The following is a 16,318-nucleotide window of genomic DNA, read 5'->3' on the forward strand; positions in this document are numbered from 1 at the left end:
TTCGGGCGGGAAGAGGGACGGGGCGATGCTGCGCCCCGTCCGGTCGTGGATCGGGTGGTCAGGCGGGCAGCGCCCCGCCTTCGAGGTAGCGCCGCTCGGCCTCGGCCGCCGTGGGATCGCGGGCGGGGGGCGTCGCCTCGCTGAGCGTTCCGGCATGGGCCGGGGTGTGGATCTCGGCCATCTCGGGGAGCTGTGGCAGGGTCGCGATCCGCTCGCGGGCCGCCCGGCGCTCCATGGCCAGGATCGAGAAGTGCATCCAGATCAGTGCGGTCGTGACCAGGAGGAAGAGCAGCATGAAGCAGCTCGTCCACACGCCGATCAGGTCGTTCAGCGCACCGAAGGCGATCGGGAGCACGAAGCCGCCGAGCCCGCCGACGAGCCCCACGACCCCGCCGACCGAGCCGACGCGATCGGGATAGTAGACCGGGATGTGCTTGTAGACCGCGGCTTTGCCCAAGCTCATGAAGAAGCCGAGGATGAAGGTGAGGATCGTGAACGGGACGAAGCCCAAGGCCAGCGTGAAGCTGATCGGGCCGTTGATCCCGTGCACGACGTAGTCGGTCGCGGGATAGGATAGGATGAAAGTGGTGACGGCAGCGCCGAAGAAGGTGAGATACATGATCTTCCGGGCGCCGAACTTGTCCGAGAGGTGGCCGCCATAGGCACGGAAGATGCTGCCGGGGATCGAGTAGAGGGCACCCAGCATGCCGGCCGTCTTGATGTCGAGGCCGTAGACGCCGACGTAGTAGCGCGGCAGCCACAAGGCCAGCGCCACGAAGCCGCCGAAGACGAAGAAGTAGTAGAGCGAGAACCGCCAGACCTGGAGCTTCTTCAAGGGCTCGAGCTGGGCGAGGAAGCCTTCCGCCTTCCGGCCGGTCCGGCGGCGTTCGGCGAGGTCCGGGTCGTCCTCGGTCATGAACCAGAACAGGGCGGCCATCACGAGCAGGCCCAGAGCCCAGACCTTCGCCACCATCGTCCAGCCGAAGGCGACCATGACGAAGGGAGCGAGCAGCTTGGTCACGGCCGAGCCGACATTGCCCATGCCGAAGATGCCGAGCGCGGTGCCCTGCTTGTCCTTGGGATACCATTTCGAGACATAGGCGATGCCGACGGCGAACGAGCCGCCGGCGATGCCGACACCCAGGGCCGCGAGCAGGAACTGCTCATATGTATGAGCATAGGTCAGAAGCCAGGTGGCGACCGCGGCCGCCACCATGACCAGCGTGAACACGCGCCGGCCGCCGAACTGGTCCGCCCAGATGCCGAGGACCAGGCGGATCAGCGATCCCGTGAGGATAGGTGTGCCGACCAGAAGGCCGAACTCGGTGTCGTTCAGCCCGAGGTCCTTCTTTATCTGCACGCCGATGATCGAGAAGATGGTCCAGGCCGCGAAGCAGACCGTGAACGCGATGGTGCTCAAGGCGAGCATCCGGGTCTGCTGTGCCGGCGTGACCTGATCGAGAGCCTGCATGACGCGCCTCGCTATGCGTTCTGCACCGGTCGGCTCTTGGTTGGTGCCCGGCCGGGAAGGCCATTTGCGCCTCACCGGCGATCATGGCAGGGAGAGGGCGGCCATCCTTTGATTTCGATCAAGCGGCGCAAGTGATGGATAAAATGTCGCGATCGTCGTTTCTTATCATCGCTGGAATTGATCTGCTCGATGCAGCTTCTTGACAGAAGATGATATCAGATACCATAAATGTCAAAACAGCCTCCGGCTCCGGAAGCGCGCCCATCATGAAGCTCAAGGACATCGAGCCGCTACGCCAGGTGAAGCTGCTCGCCGACCTCGACGACGCGCAGCTCGAGCGCCTGAGCCGCGGCGCCTATCTACAGCGCTTTCCCAAGGGCACGGTCCTGTTCGATCCGGGCGACTCGCCCGACTTCCTGCACGTGCTGCTCGAGGGTGCCGTCGAGCTGATCGGGCGCACGTCGGGCGCCCGCGAGACCACGATCCAGATCCTGTGGCCGGTCGATTGCTTCATCCCGGCGGCGGCACTGACCAGCACGCCTTATCTGATGGCGGCGCGCACGCTGGAGCCGAGCCAGATCCTGATGCTGGAAGCGAGCAACCTGCGCCGCTGCGTGCGCGAGGATGCCGGGCTCGCCAGCATCATGATAGCGCTCCTGGCCGGCCAGTTCCGCGAGATGGTGCGGCAGGTGAAGGACCTGAAGCTGCGCACGGGGACTCAGCGCCTCGCCTGCTTCCTCCTGCGGCTTTGGGACGAGACCGGGGAGGGCGGCGCTGCCCGCCTGCCGTTCAGCAAGGGCACCCTCGCCTCGCGGCTCGGCATGACGGCCGAGAACCTGTCGCGCGCGTTCCGCAATCTCGAGCAGGCCGGGCTCGAGGTACGCGGCAGCCGGATCGTCGTGCGCGATCGCGACAAGCTCGAGGCCATCTGTTGCCTCGACGCGCTGATCGACAAGCAGGACGCAGCTCTGAGCGTGCAGGATCGCTGAGGCGGAAGCGATCGACAAAGCCGAGAGTAGGCACGGCGGCTTCGGGCAACTACCATGATGACGCCCATGTCAGCCAGGGGAGGTCCACGTGGCCGCCGACAGATCGAAGAAGTCGAATCCGTTCGATCCCCAAGCTCTGCTCGAGGCGCAGCGACGGAACTTCGCCGCCTTCACCAATGCTGGGCAGATCGTGGCCGACGGCATGCGCACCTATGCCGAGCGGCAGATCGGTATGGTCCAGGAGGCGATGCGCAATCTTTGGAGCGAGCTCCAGTCGAGCACGCAGAAGCCTCAGGCCGCGACCGCTCCCGCCGAGCAGCTCGACCGGATGCGGGCGGCGTTCGAGCGGGTGATGGCGCAGGTGCAGGAGCTCGGCAATCTCCTGCTCAAAGTGCAGAGCGAGGCCATGGCGGTGCTCAACGAATGCGCCGCCAAGAACCTCGAGGCGATCGGCGCTTCCGCCCCCGAGCTCGCCGAGCTGCAGCGAAGGGCTCAGGAGGCCTTCGAGGCTGCGGCCCGGCAGACCACGGCCGTCATCGAGGAGATGCGACGGCGCATGGCCTCGCTCGAGCAGGAGACCAGGAAGGCCGCAGCCGAGCAGCCGCCCGCCGCGACACCGACCACGACGGCGGCCGCCACGGCGCCGACCGCGGCAGCAGAGGCAACGATGGCGGGGAAGCCGGAGCCTGCCGCCAGGCAGACCCCCGAGGCCAAGCCCGGCGCCAGGAAGCCGTCGTCCGCATCGGCCAGGACGGAAACCGCGAAGGCGGAATCCGCGACGACGCGTGGCCGGCGGGGCGGAGCCGCCAAGAAGGAGAGCTGAATCCGGAGGAGGCCGCCACGCTAGAGGGCGGCTCCCTCCATCCGGAACCAGCGATAGCCGTAGGCGCCGAGCTCGATTCGGCCCTCGGGCCGGCGGCGGATGGCGATGGTCGCCGGTGAGGTCGATCGGGCGCTCGAAAACGGGCTCGCCGAAGCGGGGCACGGCGAGATTCTGCAGCGCCAGGACGCTGCGGGCCGAGCCGATCTCGGGACAGCTTCGGCGCATACATCAGCCGCGCCATCCGGTTCAGGCGCGAGTCCGGGGCCTGGAGCTGGGCTTGCGCGTTGACCCTGGTGCAGGCGTAATCGCCCTTGGCGGTCACCGGCCGGATAAGGCGCTTCGCAGACGCCGGCGAGAAGCCGGCATTCCTCGCGTCCGGCCACTGATCCGGTCGGTCAAGCCGTTGAAACCGCCGATGCCGTCGCCATTCGAATCCATGAAGGTCTCGACGTCGATGCTGTAGATGACGGCATCCTTGTACCACATGGCAGCGAACCCCGGCTCGGGCGGACGATACGCGAGCCGGGGACAGCAACCGGCCGGTCGGCCACGCGGTTCCGCGGGTGCGTGTCGCCTGCTCGAGCTCAGAGCCCGCCCAGCAGCACCGCCGTCATCACGAGGCCGGCCGCGATCCGGTACCAGCCGAACGGCGCAAAGGTGTGCCGGCCGAGGAAGGTCACGAACGCGCGGACCACGATCATGGCGGTGACGAAGGCCGCGACCGAGGCGACGGCGATCTCGAGCCCGAGCGAGGCATCGAGGAGATCGCGGTTCTTCCAGAGGTCGAGCACGCTCGCCCCCAGCATGGTCGGGATCGCGAGGAAGAACGAGAACTCGGCCGCCGCGCGCCGGTCGAGGCCGAGGAGCAGGCCGCCCATGATGGTCGCTCCTGCGCGCGAGACGCCGGGGATCATCGAGACGGTCTGGCAGAAGCCGATGGCGAGCGCCACGCCCAGGGGCACCTGGTCCGTGTCGTGGTAGCGGGCCCACTTTGCCGCGCGCTCGATCAGGAGAATGGCGATGCCGCCCACGATCAGCGCCGCGACCACGACCCAGGGCGAGAACAGCACGTTCTTGATGAAGTCGTGCAGCACCAGGCCCAGCACCACCGAGGGCACGAAGGCCACGGTGACGGCGAGCACGAACCGGCGCGCTTCCACACGGGTGGGAAGGCCGGCCACGACGTGCAGCAGCCTGCCGGCGTAGAGCACGCAGACGGCGAGGATGGCCGCGAGCTGGATGACGATCTCGAGCAGCTCGGCCCTGGCGTCTTGATAACCTAAGAGATGGCCCGCCAGGATGAGGTGGCCGGTCGAGGAGACCGGGATGAACTCGGTGACGCCCTCGACGACGCCGAGGATCAGCGGATCAAGCAGATTGTCGAGCAAGAACCGACTCCAGAGGCATGCTAGCAGGTCCGGGCCGCCGGACCATCGGTCCTGCGCCACAGGATGGATGGGCTGCGCCCGCCCTGCCTGTCAACGGGCACGAGGCCACGGGCCGCGGCGCATCAGGACTGGGCCGGCCCCGGCGCCGGGCCGCAAGGATGATCGAGCCCGGAAGGCAGGGGCCGCTTCTCGATCCAGGCCAGGATGTCGTCGAAGACCCGCTCGCGCTGATGATCGCGCAGGAGCAGGTGCCAGCCGCTGAGATAGGTCACGACCGAGCAGGAGTCCGGTCGCAAGGACCGCACGAAGCTGCGCGAGGCGGCAGGCGGCACGATCTGGTCCCGACCGCCCAGGAGCACGAGCATGGGCAGCCCGAGCTGCGGCCCCTCGGCGCGGGCCTTCTCCATCAGGTCGACGAGGCCGGCGACCGCGTCGATCCGGGTGTCGCGGACATAGAGCGGGTCGCGACCCAAGGCCTGCAGCGCTTCGATGTTGTCGGAAGCCTGCACGCGGAGCCCGCTGGCGCTCACCTTGAGCGGCGGCAGGAGAGTGGCGAGGACCCGCAACAGCACCCGATAGGTCACGGGCAGGCGGCTCGTGTCCCAGACCGCGGGTGCGGAGAGAATCAGGCCGTCGACCGGCGGGGCGTCGGAACGGGCCAGCGCCGCGACCGCGACCGCTCCACCCATGCTCTCGCCCAACACGTAGACCGGGAGCCCTGCATGCGCCGTGCGCGCCTGGCGCACGGCGGCATTCAGAGCCTCGGTCAATGCCGCGACGCCCGGCCAGCTACCGCGGTCGGGGCGCTCGCCGAAGCCGGGCTGGTCGTAGGCTTCGACCAGCACGCCATGCGCGGCGGCCCAAGTGCCGAAATCCTTGAACGCCGCCTTGTAGTCGTTGAAGCCGTGCAGCGCCACGATCACCGCCCGCGGCGGCACCCGGGCCGGTGGCGTCCAGGTGGCGACCGGCGTGATCGGCACGCCTTCCACGCCGAACGGCACGGCGCAGGCGGCGAGAAGGAGAAGAGCGATCAGGCAGAGCGATCGGGGCAATCAGAGGGCCTTGGGGTTCGTTTCCGCAGATAGCCCGATCATACGCCAGATATCGTCCGGTGTGCGACGGCAGTCGCGCAAATGTCGCAGGGTGATGGCGCGGTTGCGCTTGGCGAGTCGCTGGCCGCTGCTGTCGGCGATGAGGTTGTGGTGGTAGTAGCGCGGGGTGCGCAGGCCCAGAAGTGCTTGGAGGAGGCGATGGACGTGGGTGGCGTGGAACAGGTCTTCGCCGCGCGTGACCAGGGTCACGCCCTGCAGGTGATCGTCGACCGTGACCGCGAGATGATAGCTGGTCGGCACGTCCTTTCGGGCCAGCACCACGTCGCCGAGGCTCAAGGGATCGGCCTCGACCACGCCGGCGCGGCAGTCCTCCCAGGTGAGGACTCCGGTGAGGGCGAGGGCTTTCCCGACATCGAGGCGGAGCGCGTAAGGCTCGCCGTTCCTGATCCGCCAGGCGCTCTCCGCCGGATCCAGATGGCGGCAGATGCCGGGATAGAGCGCCTCGCCCGAAGGCCCGTGCGGCGCTCTTCCCGCCTGCTCGATCTCGATCCGGATCTGTTTTCTCGAGCAGAAGCAGGGATAGATCACGCCGATCCGCTGCAGCTCGTCGAGGGCGGCGCGATAGGTGTCGATGTGCTCGGACTGGCGGCGGACCGGACCGTCCCAGGTGATGCCGATCCAGCGCAGATCCTCCATGATGCCCTGCTCGAACTCGGGCCGGCAGCGCTGGCGGTCGATGTCCTCGATCCGGAGCAGGAAGCGGCCGCCCGTGATGCGCGCCGCCTCGAAGGCGAAGAGGGCGGAGTAGGCGTGGCCGAGGTGGAGGTAGCCGGTGGGGCTCGGCGCGAAGCGGGTCACGTGCGGTGGCTCGCCCGGCCCCGGCAGGGGAAGAAAATCACTGCCCTTGATCATGCCGCCGCCGTGCTTCCTTCGATCCCGCCATGGCTTTCGTGCTCGAGCCTCGCCCAGCAGCCGATCATGGTCTGCTCCGCCAACCTGCGCTAGATCTGGTTTACCACAGGTTCGGAATAAGATGACGACGCTCTACGGACCGAGTATGGGCCCCGCCGCCGGTGGCTCGCCGCGCACGATCGTGGTCCTGCTCCACGGTGTAGGCGCCGACGGGCAGGATCTCGTCGATCTCGCCTCCGTGCTGGCGCCGTTCTTGCCGCATGCTCTGTTCGTAGCGCCGGATGCGCCGGAGCCCTGCGACATGGCCGCCTTCGGCCGGCAGTGGTTCAGCCTGCAGGACCGCCAGCCGGCAGCGCTGCTCGCCGGGATCAGGCGCACGGCACCGCTGCTCGATGCCCATCTCGACGAACTCCTCGCCCGCCACGGTCTCGACGAGAGCCGGCTGGCGTTGCTGGGGTTCTCCCAGGGCGCCATGATGGCGCTGCACGTCGCCCCACGACGAACTCGTCCCGTGGCGGCTGTACTCGGGCTCTCGGGCGCTCTGATCGGGGCGGAGGATCTCGCCCGCGAGGTCAGGAGCCGACCGCCCGTCATGCTGATCCACGGCGATGCCGACGACGTGGTGCCGTTCGAGGCGATGTTCGCGGCCGTGGCAGGGCTGCAGGCGGCCGGGATTCCGGTCCAGTGGATTCGCCGCCCGGGCCTCGCGCACGGCATCGATCCCGAGGGCATCGCCGCGGGCGGCAGGTTTCTCCAGGCGATGCTGCCGCCGGTCTGAGGGCGGCGTCAGATCCGGACGAACGGATTCAGGAACCGCCCGAGCATCCCGGTCAGACGCAAGGGCGCATCGGTGACGGCGAGGCATAGGCAGTCCCCGCTCTCGTCCGCCACCGGCATGTGGTCGACCGAGCCATCGGCGATCACGAGATCGCCGCGCTGGTAGCGCCCACGCTCGTCGTGGAAGGCGCCCTCGAGCACCACCGTGAGCTCGTTGCCCTCGTGCGTGTGCTGCGGCACGGCTCTGCCGGCCCGCACCCGGACCAGCGTCGTCCGGTAGCCGGGGGTTCGCAGAGTCAGCTCGGCCTCGGCGACGCCGCCGTAGCGGCGCCAGCGCAGCGTCTCGAGCGGCCCCGGCAGGTAGTCGCGAAGAGGCCGCGGCAGCCGATGGTATGTCGTCGCTGGATCGTCGCGGCGAGGCTGCTCTTCCGGCTCGCCTGCCCCGGTCGTGTCGAGCCGGCTCAGAAGACGCTCCCAGGCATCCTCCGCCAGGGTGGCCGGGGGCAGGGTTTCCAGGAACATCCCGCCCAGCGCCTCGTAAGCAGCATAGCGCGAACGAGCCGCGGGACAGAGCGCCAGATGCGTCGCGACGGCGAGCGCCACGGGCTCGGGCAGCCTTCCCGCCGCATGCGCCATCAACAGCTCGTCCACGCTCGGATGCCCGCTCATCCGTCAAGACCATCGAGTAGAGCCCGCAGCTTGCTCAAAGCCAGCCGCAGGCGTGACTTCACCGTGCCGAGCGGCAGCCCCACCTCCTCGGCGATGGCGCTGTGCGGCTTCTCCTCGAAATAGAAGATCCGTAAGAGCTGCGCCTGTTCCGCCGGCAGCCGCTCGACCGCCCGCATGACCAGATGCCTGGCCTCCTCCACCTCGGCGTGCCGGTCGCCGCGCAGCGTCCGCTCGTCGTCGGGCGCGAGCGCAGGGTCGTCCATGTCGAGCTCGGGCCGCCGCTCGCGCCGCAGCGCGTCGATGCGCTTGTTGCGGGCGATCCTGAAGATCCAGGTGCTCAAGGATGCGCGGCTGCGGTCGAACTGGTGCGCACGGTGCCAGACCGCGAGCATCACCTCCTGGGTCAGATCCTCCGCCACGGCATCCTCGGCGCCGAGGCGGCGCAGATAGGCCTTCACCCGCGGCCCGTAGAAAGCGAAGATCCTGCCGAAGGCCGAACGGTCGCGCATCTGTGCGACCGCGTGCATGTCCGCCTCGAGGTCGGCTTCCGAACCCGTTTCCCGCGTGTCCATGATCGCCATCTTGCGCGCGCCACGCGGCAGCGCAAGGCAGCAGCTCGCGGCGAGGATCGAGACGGTATCGCCCAGCATGGTGACGTTCTACGCAGGCGCGATGGCTTCGGATCAAATGGCCTTCACTTGGAGCCGCTCTTCAGCATCGCCATAACGCCGGCGCCGATCGAGAGCAGCAGCGCCGTGGCGAGCCCGGTGGTGACGGCCGAGACGAAGCGGAGCTTCGCCGCCTCCCAGCCCCGGGCCAGCCGGATCGCCATGCGTAGGCCCTCCTCGTCCTCGAGCCCGAGCCGGTCGAGGAGCTGATCGATCGCCTGCGCCACGGCCGCATCGGCTGCCCGGCGCGTCACCCGGTCGATCTCGGCGATCGCCTCGATCCGGTACGCCAGGAGCGAGGAACCGGCGGCGTGGTGATGAAAGGGAGTGTGCGGCAGGGTGCCGAGGCCGCCGGACCTCGCCGGCGTGCCGAGCGCCTCGAGCTGCTGCCGCAGCGCCTCGGCGGCAAGCCCGGTGCTCACGAGCACGGGCAGGCCGGGTGCGGCCTCCTGCAGGGCGTGAAGCGTGGCGAGACCTTCGGAATCGGGCAGATCCAGCCCGGTCAGGATCACGTCCGGCCGCCAGCTCGCCTGGCCCAGCGTGGTCAGCGCATCGGCGAGCCTGCCCACGACCCTGAGCTCGCAACGGCCGGCCAGCTCGCGCTGGAGCGCCAGCGCTTCGACCGCCTTGTCTTCCACCAGCAGCACGCGCATGGGCTCAGGCCTCCTGCAGCCGGTCATCCGGGCGCGACTACGGCGCCCGAGCGGAGCAGGACTTTATAGCAAAAATCGCGCGCAGTAAAGAAAATAATCCTAGAGCTGCTCAAGGCCCGCTGCCGGCGTCCATGCCGAGGCGGGTGACGGCGAAGCCGGCATCGACGAGCGCCCGGGCGATCTCCTCGGCGTGCTCGCCGGTGCGGGTCTCGATCGTGAAGTCGACGTCGGCGAGCTTGACCGAGAGCTTGGCGAAGGCGCGCTGGTGGATGACGTCGACCACGTTGCCACCGCTGTTGGCGATGGTGGTCGCGATTCGGGCGAGGCTGCCCGGGCTGTCGGGCACGCTCACGCGCAGGCGCACGAGCCGCTGCGTGCGGACGAGGCCGCGCAGGATGACGGCCGAGAGCAGGCGACTGTCGATGTTGCCACCGGAGATGACGAGGCCGACCCGGCGACCGCGGAAACGCTCGGGATGGCTGTTGATGGCGGCGAGGCCTACGGCCCCGGCTCCCTCGGCCACGGTTTTCTCGATCTCGAGGAGCTGCACGATGGCGGCCTCGATCGCCGCCTCCTCGACCAGGAGGACGTCCGCGACCAGATGCTCGATGATCGGCAGCGTGAGGCCACCCGGCTCCTTGACGGCGATGCCCTCGGCGATGGTGGGGCCGCCCACGGTCGAGGGTCGGTGGCGCAGCCGGCGATAGGCGGAAGGGTAGAGCTCGGCCTCCACGCCCACGATCTCGATCTCGGGCTTCAGCGTCTTCGCGGCCGTGGCGATGCCGCCGATCAGCCCACCGCCGCCGATCGGCACCACGAGCACGTCGAGATCGGGGGCGGCTGCCAGCATCTCGAGCGCGATCGTGCCCTGGCCCGCGATCACCAAGGGGTCGTCGAAGGGATGAATGAAGGTGAGCCCTTCCTGCTCGCCGAGTTCGGCGGCGCGGGTCGCGGCCTCCTCGACACCCTCGCCTTCGAGCACGACCCTGGCACCCAGGCGCCGTGTGTTCTCGACCTTCACGAACGGGGTCTGGCCCGGCATCACGATCGTGGCCGGAATGCCGAGCCGCCGCGCGTGGTAGGCGACGCCCTGCGCGTGGTTGCCGGCCGACATGGCGATGACGCCGGCCGCCCGCTGCTCTGCCGTGAGCCGCGAGAGCTTGTTGTAGGCGCCGCGCTCCTTGAACGAGGCCGTGTACTGCAGGTTCTCGAACTTCAGCCAGATCTCGGCACCCGTCATTTCGGAGAGGGTACGCGAGAGCAGGCACGGCGTCTCGACGATCTGGCCTTCGAGACGCTTCGCCGCTGCGCGGACGTCCTCGAGCGTCACGGTCATGGGCACGAACCCCCGTTCAGGGGAAGAGCGGCCGCTGGCTCAGCCCCAGCCGCTCGTCCAGTCCCAGCACGATGTTCATGTTCTGGATCGCCTGGCCCGAAGCGCCCTTGACCAGGTTGTCGAGCACCGAGACCAGGATCGCTTCCCCCGGAATCCGGCTGGGATGGACACCGATCAGGCAGAGATTGCTGCCGCGGACGTGGCGCGTGGCGGGCAGGCTCTTGAAGGGGAGGACGTGGACGAAGGGCTCGTCCGCGTAAGCGCCCGCAAGGCAGCGGTGCAGGTCCTCGGGCGAGATGCCGGCCGCGAGGCGGACATAGATCGTGCCCAGAATGCCGCGGCTCATCGGCATCAGATGCGGGGTGAAGGTGACCCGCATCGGCCTGCCGGCGAAGTCGGCGAGGCACTGCTCGATCTCGGGCGTGTGGCGGTGGGTGGCGACACCGTAGGCGTGGATGCCTTCTGTGACCTCCGTGAACAGGCTGCCCTGCTTGGCATCGCGCCCGGCGCCGCTCACCCCCGACTTGGCATCGATGATGATGCCTTCGGGCTGGATCAGCCGCTCCTTGAGGAGCGGGATCAGCGGCAGCTCGGCAGTGGTCGTGTAGCAGCCGGGATTGGCGACGAGCCAGGCTTTGCGGATGGCGTCGCGGTAATGCTCGGAAAGGCCGTAGACCGCCTGCTCCTGCAGCTCGAGCGCCTGGTGGGCGTGGCCGTAGGTCGCCTCGTACAGAGCGGGATCGCGCAGGCGGAAGTCGGCCGAGAGATCGATGATCTTCGGTCCGCGTGGCAGGCTCTTGATGATGGCCTGGGTCGTGGCATGCGGCAGGCAGCAGAAGATCACGTCGAGGCCGCCGACGTCGAGCTCGTCGATCTTCACGAGCGTCGGCAGATCGTAGATCGCGAGCTGCGGGAACACTTCGCCCAAGGGCTTGCCGGCCTGGCGCTCGGCGGTGAGTGCCCGGATCTCGGCCTGTGGATGATCGCCCAGGAGGCGCACGAGCTCGGCACCCGTGTAGCCGCTGGCGCCGAGAATGCCGATCCTGATGCCCGTCGAACTCATGGCCGATATCCTCTGCCGGAAAGTGGGCACCGTTCTAGGGGACGGCCCCGCTCGCGGCAACGGTCGAGGCAAGGAACGCGACGAGGACTCCCCGAAGCCTAAAGGAGGTGATCGGTTTCGGCGTGGTAGCGCCAGAACCGGGCGGGATCGTCGGGCAGAAAGGCCGGATCGTGCTGCCCTGCCCGGTGGATGCCGTTCTCGAGCACCAGTCGCTCGACCCCGGTCAGGGTCGCATGGACCCTGTCGCCGATGACGACCACCCGGCCGTGCCCGAACTCGATCCGAAGATCCTCGATGCTTCGGTCGATGACGACCGTGTCCCGGCCGCGGCCGCCCTCGATCGTGTCCCGACCGGTGCTGAGATGGATCGTGTCGTTGCCACGGGCAGCCCTGATCCGATCGTCCCCGGCATTGCCGTCGAGCAAATCGTCGCCGGGGCCGCCGTGGAGCAGGTCGTTGCCGCTGCCGCCAGAGAGCCCGTCGGCGCCGTAGCCGCCGTAGATCCGATCATCGCCGTCGCGGCCGAACAGGATCTCCCCCCGCCAGGTCCCTTCCAGGGTGTCGGCGTCCGCCGTGCCGACCGTGCCGCGATCGACGGCGATCTCCTGCCAGCGGTCCGGCTCGCCCGGGTGCCGGGCGACGCCGGGCATGACGTGCTGCCCGTCGTCGAGGAGGCGGGCCGTGTCGATGTAGTGGAGGATGCCGTGCTCGACGCGGTTCGCAGGGTCCAGGAGCGCTTGCAGCACCTCCTGCGGGGTGTCGAGGTCCTCCGGCCGGAAGGGAGGCAGGGTTCCCTCGGATCGTGCCATGGACAGAGCCACGCCCTCGCGATGAACGTGCGCGGCCACGAGCAGCGGGCTCAGGTCGGAGATGCGCGCCACCAGATCGTCGCTGTGGATCAGGTTGAAGATGGCGTTGCCCTGCGCATCGGCGGTCGAGCCGGGCGAGCCGAAGGTGATCGTCTCCGTCCTCGCGGCGAGATCCACGAACGCGGGCGTGTCCAGGACACGAGCGGTGGTCAGCTCGGCGATGATCCCGCCCAGGCTGTGGCCGGTGATCAGGACCCGGTCGATGTCGTGCGCCGGGTCTTGCGCATAAGCGAGGGCGGTTGCCACCGCCTCGGCGTGGGCCGCTTGGTAGAAGTCGGCGCCATAGATCGGCGTGCCGTCCGGGCGGGTTCCCACCGTGGTGAGCAGGAAGGCGAACTCGTCAGGGCCTTCGTCGGTGCCACGGAAGGCGATCGCGAGCATCCGTTCCCCTTCCCGCTCGCCGACGTAGAAATGGGCGGCGGAGCCGAACGGCACGCCCGGAACGAGCGTGCTCAGCGGCACCACCTGCACGCCGCCCGGAACGACCGCATCGAGCGGCTGCCAGCCGCGATCCACCGCATTGCCATCGGACAGGACCGGCCGGTCCGGCTCGCCCGTGTAATCGGCCCGGTCGAAAGCGGTGTCGTAGTCGAGCAGCGCCGTCTCGGTCAGCAGCGGGTTCGCGACGTGGCCGGTATTCCTGTCTTCCGTCACGCCAAAGCCTCCTCTCGGGTCGCTCGCGGCTCAGGGCCGGAGCATACCATAGGATCAGGCCTCGGCGTGACGGCGAGAGGGCATGCCCTCAGATGTAGTAGGACCGCAACGGCTCGAAGCCGTTGAAGCCCACGGTCGAATAGGTCGTGGTGTAGGCGCCGGTGGCCTCGATCTCGAGCCGGTCGCCGATCGCGAGATCCGCAGGCAAGGTGTAAGGGGCGCGCTCGTAGAGCACATCCGCGCTGTCGCAGGTCGGCCCGGCCAGGATCACGGGCACGGGCGCGCCCTTGCGGTGGCTGTGGATCGGGTACTGGATCGCCTCGTCCATGGTCTCGGCGAGGCCGCCGAACTTGCCGATGTCGAGATAGACCCAGCGCCGGCCGTCGGCGTCGCCCTTCTCCGCGATCAGCACCACCTCGGTCTGGATCACGCCGGCATTGCCGACGAGGCCGCGGCCGGGCTCGGCGATCAGGAACGGCAGCCGGTTGCCGAAATGACGTCGCACCGCCTCCATGATCTCATGGGCGTAAGCGCCGATCTCGGGCACGTCGCTGCGGTAGGGAGTGGGGAAGCCGCCGCCGAGATTGACCATGCCGAGCTCGACACCGATCGCTTCGAGCTCGCGGAACAGGCTCGCGGCCTCGGCCAAGGCACTGTCCCAGGCCTTCGGGTTCTTCTGCTGCGAGCCGACGTGGAACGAGACGCCCCAGGGCACCACGTCCAGCGTCGCGGCGCGCGCGAGCAGATCCTTCGCCATTTTGGGCGTGCAGCCGAACTTCCTGGAAAGCGGCCAGTCGGCACCCTCGCCGTTGGTGAGGATGCGGCAGAAGACGCGCGCCCCCGGTGCAGCGCGAGCGATCTTCGAGAGCTCGGCCTCGCTGTCGAAGGCGAAGAGCCGCACGCCGAGCTCGAAGGCGCGGGCGATGTCGGCTTCCTTCTTGATCGTGCTGCCGTAGGAGATCCGCGCAGGCCCGGCACCAGCCGCCAGGACCTGCTCGATCTCGGGCACGCTCGCCGCGTCGAACGAGCTGCCGAGCGCCACGAGCCGGGTCAGGATCTCGGGCGCAGGGTTGGCCTTGATGGCGTAGAAGATCTCCACACCGTCGAGCGCCGTGGCGAGCGCCCGGTAATTGGCTTCGACCACGTCGAGGTCGACGACGAGGCAGGGTGTGCTCGGGCGCACCTCGTCGAGAAAGCGGCGAAGCTTCGGGGTCATGCCCTCGAACCCTCCGAAAGAGCAGAGGCGTTGACGGGGACGAGACCGGTAAGGCGGCGGCGCACCGTCGCTCCCGCTGTCTCGGGGTGTCTTGTGAAGGAGAGCTGCTCCTTCGATGGCTTTCGGCTTCAGGCTAGAGGAAAACTGTCAAGTTTTCCCTGATGCCTTCAGCCGACCAGGACGTTCTTGAACTGCCAGGGGTCGCTCGGGTCCAGGTCTTCGGGGAACAGCACGCCGCGATTCTGCAGCGGGGTCCAGTCGGTGTAGGCCCCCACCACGGGGCCGAGATAAGGTTTCGCCACCTCCAGCACACGCCGGTAGTCGAGATCGTCGGCCTCGACGATGCCGGCCTCGGGATGCTCGATCGCCCAGACCATACCGCCCAGAACGCCGGCCGCCACCTGCAACGAGGTCGCGCTGTTGTAGGGTGCGAGCGCACGGGCCTCTTCGATCGTGAGCTGCGAGCCATACCAGAAGGCGCCTTTCTTGTGCCCCATCAGCAGCACGCCGAGCTCGTCCATACCCGAGACGATGTCCTCCATGAGGAGCCGCTGCTCCGGCTGCTGCTGCCAGCCGCGGCCGGCGAGCTCGTGCACCGAGAGCACGGCGTCATCGCAAGGGTGGTAGGCGTAGTGCACGGTCGGCCGGTAGACGACCGTGTCGTTTTCGCGGAGCGTCAGGTAGTCCGAGATCGAGATCGACTCGTTGTGCGTCACGAGGAAGCCGTGGAACGGGCCCGCGTTCGGCGTCCAGGTCCGCACGCGGGTGCCCGCACCCGGCCGGTTCAGATAGATGGCCGAGCCACAGCCGCTCTGGTGCCGCCGGCCTTCGGCGGGAAAATGCCGCTCGTGCGTGCCCCAGCCCAGCTCGGCCGGCTGGCAGCCTTCCGCGACGAAGCCGTCGATCGACCAGGTGTTGACGAACTCGCCCGGACGCTTGTGGCGGTCCGCGATCTGGGTGTCGCGCTCGGCGATGTGGATCGCCTTGATGCCGAGATCGCGAAACAGACGCGCCCAGCCCTCGCGATCCTTCGGCTCCTGCCCGAGCTCGAGGTCGGTGTCGCGGGCGACGACGAGGGCCGCCTCCTTCGCGAGCTGCGAGACGAGGCCAGGGTTGGCGCCCTGAGCGCTCACCGCCGTCGGCCCGCGGCCGAGCTCGCGGCGCAGCCGCAGCATGCTCTCGCGCATGGCGTAGTTCGAGCGCTGGGCCGGCGAGAGCGTGCGGTCGAAATAGACTCCGCCCCAGGGCTCGACCACGGTGTCGAGATAAAGCGCTCCGCGCTCGTGGCAGAAGGCGACGATGGCCGTGCTGCTGACGTCGACCGAGAGGTTGAGGACGAAGTCGCCGGCCCCGACCAAGGGCTCCAGCACCCGGCGGTGGTTCTCGCGTGTCAGCGGCTCCTCGATGAAGGCGATGCCGTAATGCGCCGCCTCGTCCCGGCCGCGGGAATCGGCGGTGACGATCGTAATCCGGTCGGGCGTGACGCCGATGTGGCGCAGGATCAGGGGCAGGACGGCCTGGCCGATGCTGCCGCAGCCGAGCATGACGAGACGCCCGGGAAGCTCTGTGTGAACGACGTGCTGGGCCATCGGCCACGGCTCCTCTTCGACGCTGCGCCGCGTGCCGGCGCGAGCTCTCCAACAGAACGACAATCGGGCTTCCGGAGGCGGGGGGGGGGGGGGGGGGGGGGGGGGCCCCCCCCACGACGGGTGCCATGCCGCAGGCGCAGCTCGAGGCCTGGATCGCGCAGGCGCTCGCCGCGTGAGCACCCTCGACCG

At 68.7% G+C, this 16,318-nt stretch carries 16 protein-coding genes; 3 read left to right on the forward strand and 13 right to left on the reverse strand.

Annotated elements, in window-relative coordinates:
• Positions 1-58: 58 nt before the first annotated feature.
• On the reverse strand, positions 59-1,471 hold the full coding sequence (locus U1T56_RS22800; protein WP_418161816.1) for an MFS transporter: 1,413 nt from the start codon (positions 1,469-1,471) through the stop codon (positions 59-61).
• Between the two features lie 266 nt (positions 1,472-1,737).
• Between U1T56_RS22800 and U1T56_RS22805 the strand changes: the two genes are divergently transcribed.
• Both U1T56_RS22805 and U1T56_RS22810 read left to right on the forward strand, forming a co-directional pair.
• A complete protein-coding gene (locus U1T56_RS22805; protein ID WP_418161817.1) occupies positions 1,738-2,460 on the forward strand; it encodes a helix-turn-helix domain-containing protein in 723 nt (240 codons plus the stop codon).
• An 88-nt stretch (positions 2,461-2,548) separates the two neighbouring features.
• Positions 2,549-3,283: a phasin family protein gene (locus U1T56_RS22810; protein WP_418161818.1), complete on the forward strand. Its 735-nt coding sequence runs from the start codon at positions 2,549-2,551 to the stop codon at positions 3,281-3,283.
• A 318-nt stretch (positions 3,284-3,601) separates the two neighbouring features.
• Here the strand turns inward: U1T56_RS22810 and U1T56_RS22815 are convergent, their stop codons facing one another.
• The 4 genes from U1T56_RS22815 to gluQRS all read right to left on the reverse strand — a co-directional run bounded on the left by U1T56_RS22815 (position 3,602) and on the right by gluQRS (position 6,635).
• On the reverse strand, positions 3,602-3,769 hold the full coding sequence (locus tag U1T56_RS22815; protein WP_418161831.1) for a hypothetical protein: 168 nt from the start codon (positions 3,767-3,769) through the stop codon (positions 3,602-3,604).
• A 98-nt stretch (positions 3,770-3,867) separates the two neighbouring features.
• Positions 3,868-4,671: an undecaprenyl-diphosphate phosphatase gene (locus U1T56_RS22820; RefSeq protein WP_418161819.1), complete on the reverse strand. Its 804-nt coding sequence runs from the start codon at positions 4,669-4,671 to the stop codon at positions 3,868-3,870.
• A gap of 122 nt (positions 4,672-4,793) precedes the next feature.
• Entirely contained in the window at positions 4,794-5,723 is a 930-nt protein-coding gene (locus tag U1T56_RS22825) for an alpha/beta fold hydrolase (RefSeq protein WP_418161820.1), read from the reverse strand.
• A complete protein-coding gene (gluQRS, locus tag U1T56_RS22830; RefSeq protein WP_418161821.1) occupies positions 5,724-6,635 on the reverse strand; it encodes a tRNA glutamyl-Q(34) synthetase GluQRS in 912 nt (303 codons plus the stop codon).
• A 121-nt stretch (positions 6,636-6,756) separates the two neighbouring features.
• On the opposite strand from gluQRS, the gene U1T56_RS22835 reads away from it, so the two are divergent.
• A complete protein-coding gene (locus tag U1T56_RS22835) occupies positions 6,757-7,413 on the forward strand; it encodes an alpha/beta hydrolase (protein ID WP_418161822.1) in 657 nt (218 codons plus the stop codon).
• Positions 7,414-7,421: 8 nt separating this feature from the next.
• Here U1T56_RS22835 and U1T56_RS22840 read toward each other — a convergent pair whose 3' ends face one another.
• From U1T56_RS22840 to U1T56_RS22875, 8 genes are all read right to left on the reverse strand, one after another.
• Positions 7,422-8,081: a ChrR family anti-sigma-E factor gene (locus U1T56_RS22840; RefSeq protein WP_418161823.1), complete on the reverse strand. Its 660-nt coding sequence runs from the start codon at positions 8,079-8,081 to the stop codon at positions 7,422-7,424.
• Complete coding sequence (locus U1T56_RS22845; RefSeq protein ID WP_418161824.1) at positions 8,078-8,731, reverse strand: sigma-70 family RNA polymerase sigma factor; 654 nt, start codon at positions 8,729-8,731, stop codon at positions 8,078-8,080. Before U1T56_RS22845 ends, U1T56_RS22840 begins: the two co-directional genes overlap by 4 nt.
• Positions 8,732-8,775: 44 nt before the next feature.
• A complete protein-coding gene (locus U1T56_RS22850; RefSeq protein ID WP_418161825.1) occupies positions 8,776-9,402 on the reverse strand; it encodes a response regulator in 627 nt (208 codons plus the stop codon).
• Positions 9,403-9,511: 109 nt separating this feature from the next.
• Positions 9,512-10,738: a threonine ammonia-lyase gene (locus U1T56_RS22855; RefSeq protein ID WP_418161826.1), complete on the reverse strand. Its 1,227-nt coding sequence runs from the start codon at positions 10,736-10,738 to the stop codon at positions 9,512-9,514.
• 16 nt (positions 10,739-10,754) lie between these two features.
• Positions 10,755-11,801 (reverse strand): N-acetyl-gamma-glutamyl-phosphate reductase, encoded by a 1,047-nt coding sequence (argC, locus tag U1T56_RS22860; RefSeq protein ID WP_418161827.1) that lies wholly within the window; start codon positions 11,799-11,801, stop codon positions 10,755-10,757.
• 98 nt (positions 11,802-11,899) lie between these two features.
• Positions 11,900-13,324 (reverse strand): alpha/beta hydrolase family protein, encoded by a 1,425-nt coding sequence (locus U1T56_RS22865; protein ID WP_418161828.1) that lies wholly within the window; start codon positions 13,322-13,324, stop codon positions 11,900-11,902.
• A gap of 88 nt (positions 13,325-13,412) precedes the next feature.
• A complete protein-coding gene (locus U1T56_RS22870; protein WP_418161829.1) occupies positions 13,413-14,540 on the reverse strand; it encodes a type III PLP-dependent enzyme in 1,128 nt (375 codons plus the stop codon).
• A gap of 167 nt (positions 14,541-14,707) precedes the next feature.
• Positions 14,708-16,129 (reverse strand): homospermidine synthase, encoded by a 1,422-nt coding sequence (locus U1T56_RS22875; RefSeq protein WP_418161830.1) that lies wholly within the window; start codon positions 16,127-16,129, stop codon positions 14,708-14,710.
• Positions 16,130-16,318: the final 189 nt, after the last annotated feature.

This window comes from Benzoatithermus flavus (genome assembly GCF_037908215.1).
Taxonomy (GTDB): Bacteria; Pseudomonadota; Alphaproteobacteria; order Geminicoccales; family Geminicoccaceae; genus Benzoatithermus; species Benzoatithermus flavus.

Bases quoted from the DNA above. Each gene is read 5' to 3' on its own strand.
- U1T56_RS22835 (WP_418161822.1), top strand. From the start codon at position 6,757: ATGACGACGCTCTACGGACCGAGTATGGGCCCCGCCGCCGGTGGCTCG.
- U1T56_RS22875 (WP_418161830.1), bottom strand. From the start codon at position 16,129: ATGGCCCAGCACGTCGTTCACACAGAGCTTCCCGGGCGTCTCGTCATG.
- U1T56_RS22800 (WP_418161816.1), bottom strand. From the start codon at position 1,471: ATGCAGGCTCTCGATCAGGTCACGCCGGCACAGCAGACCCGGATGCTC.
- U1T56_RS22815 (WP_418161831.1), bottom strand. From the start codon at position 3,769: ATGTGGTACAAGGATGCCGTCATCTACAGCATCGACGTCGAGACCTTC.
- gluQRS (WP_418161821.1), bottom strand. From the start codon at position 6,635: ATGATCAAGGGCAGTGATTTTCTTCCCCTGCCGGGGCCGGGCGAGCCA.
- U1T56_RS22805 (WP_418161817.1), top strand. From the start codon at position 1,738: ATGAAGCTCAAGGACATCGAGCCGCTACGCCAGGTGAAGCTGCTCGCC.
- U1T56_RS22850 (WP_418161825.1), bottom strand. From the start codon at position 9,402: ATGCGCGTGCTGCTGGTGGAAGACAAGGCGGTCGAAGCGCTGGCGCTC.
- U1T56_RS22855 (WP_418161826.1), bottom strand. From the start codon at position 10,738: ATGACCGTGACGCTCGAGGACGTCCGCGCAGCGGCGAAGCGTCTCGAA.
- U1T56_RS22840 (WP_418161823.1), bottom strand. From the start codon at position 8,081: ATGAGCGGGCATCCGAGCGTGGACGAGCTGTTGATGGCGCATGCGGCG.
- U1T56_RS22870 (WP_418161829.1), bottom strand. From the start codon at position 14,540: ATGACCCCGAAGCTTCGCCGCTTTCTCGACGAGGTGCGCCCGAGCACA.
- U1T56_RS22845 (WP_418161824.1), bottom strand. From the start codon at position 8,731: ATGCTGGGCGATACCGTCTCGATCCTCGCCGCGAGCTGCTGCCTTGCG.
- argC (WP_418161827.1), bottom strand. From the start codon at position 11,801: ATGAGTTCGACGGGCATCAGGATCGGCATTCTCGGCGCCAGCGGCTAC.